Origin of the sequence: Cupriavidus necator (assembly GCF_040578825.1) — a bacterium.
GTDB classification, from domain to species: domain Bacteria; phylum Pseudomonadota; class Gammaproteobacteria; order Burkholderiales; family Burkholderiaceae; genus Cupriavidus; species Cupriavidus necator_E.
Genome location: NZ_JBEFLI010000175.1, coordinates 1 through 1,438 on the forward strand (window position 1 = coordinate 1; position 1,438 = coordinate 1,438).

2 protein-coding genes are annotated in these 1,438 nt (G+C 66.5%); both read left to right on the forward strand.

The features are described 5' to 3' along the window. The coding region (locus AB1I47_RS33740) for an ABC transporter ATP-binding protein (RefSeq protein ID WP_354687980.1) at nt 1-714 on the forward strand (714 nt) is incomplete at its 5' end. A gap of 21 nt (nt 715-735) precedes the next feature. Continuing rightward, nucleotides 736-1,438, forward strand: a 703-nt coding sequence (locus AB1I47_RS33745; RefSeq protein ID WP_354687981.1) for an ABC transporter ATP-binding protein, incomplete at its 3' end; no start/stop codon positions are given.

Consider the following 1,438-nt stretch of genomic DNA (forward strand, 5'->3'; position numbering starts at 1 on the left):
GCGGTGAGCGACGTCAACCTGCAGGTGCGCCGCGGGTCGATCCATGCATTGATCGGCCCCAACGGCGCGGGCAAGACCACTTGCTTCAACCTGCTCACCAAGTTCCTTGTGCCGACCACCGGCACCATCCTGTTCAACGGCATCGACATCACCGGCGAGAAGCCCGCGCAGATCGCGCGCCGCGGCGTGATCCGCTCCTTCCAGATCTCGGCGGTGTTCCCGCACCTGACGGTGATGGAGAACGTGCGCATCGGCCTGCAGCGCCAGCTCGGCACCGCGTACCAGTTCTGGCGCAGCGAGCGTTCGCTAGAGGTGCTCAACGAGCGCGCGATGGAGCTGCTCGAGCAGGTCGGGCTGACCGAGTTCGCGCACACGCTGACCGTGAACCTGCCGTACGGCCGCAAGCGCGCGCTGGAGATCGCCACCACGCTGGCGATGGAGCCCGAGCTGATGCTGCTGGACGAGCCCACGCAGGGCATGGGCCACGAGGACGTGGACCGCGTCACGCAGCTGATCAAGAAGGTTTCGGCGGGCCGCACCATCCTGATGGTCGAGCACAACATGAGCGTGGTGTCGTCGATCGCCGACAAGATCACGGTGTTGCAGCGCGGCGCGATCCTGGCCGAGGGCCCTTACGCCGGGGTGTCGAAGGACCCGCGCGTGATGGAGGCCTACATGGGCACGGTCGACGCGGAACTGCAGGGCGCGCACTGAGACGGCCCGGGGGAACCATACATGACGACATCCAACACACCCGCGCTCGAGATCAAGGACCTGCACGCCTGGTACGGCGAATCGCACATCCTGCACGGCGTGGACCTGACCGTGAACCGCGGCGAAGTGGTCACGCTGCTCGGGCGCAACGGCGCCGGGCGCACCACCACGCTGCGCGCGATCATGGGCCTGACCGGCGCGCGCAAGGGCTCGATCAAGGTTGACGGCCACGAGACCATCAGCCTGCCCACGCACAAGATCGCGCACTACGGCATCGGCTATTGCCCCGAAGAGCGCGCCATCTTCTCCAGCCTCTCATGCGAAGAGAACCTGATGCTGCCGCCCGTGCTCAAGGGCGCCGGCACAGGAACCGGCGCCAGCAAGGGCATGAGCGAGGCCGATATCTACGAGATGTTCCCGAACCTGAAGGAGCGCCGCCAGAGCCAGGGCACGCGTCTTTCCGGCGGCGAGCAGCAGATGCTGGCGGTCGGGCGCATCCTGCGCACGGGCGCGAACCTGCTGCTGCTCGATGAAATCTCGGAAGGGTTGGCACCGGTGATCGTGCAGGCGCTTGCGCGCATGATCCTGATGCTCAAGCAGAAGGGGTACACGGTGGTGATGGTGGAGCAGAACTTCCGCTTCGCCGCGCCGCTGGCCGACCGCTTCTACGTGATGGAGCACGGCAGCATCGTCGAGCGCTTTGCCGCCAGTGAGCTGGAGGCCA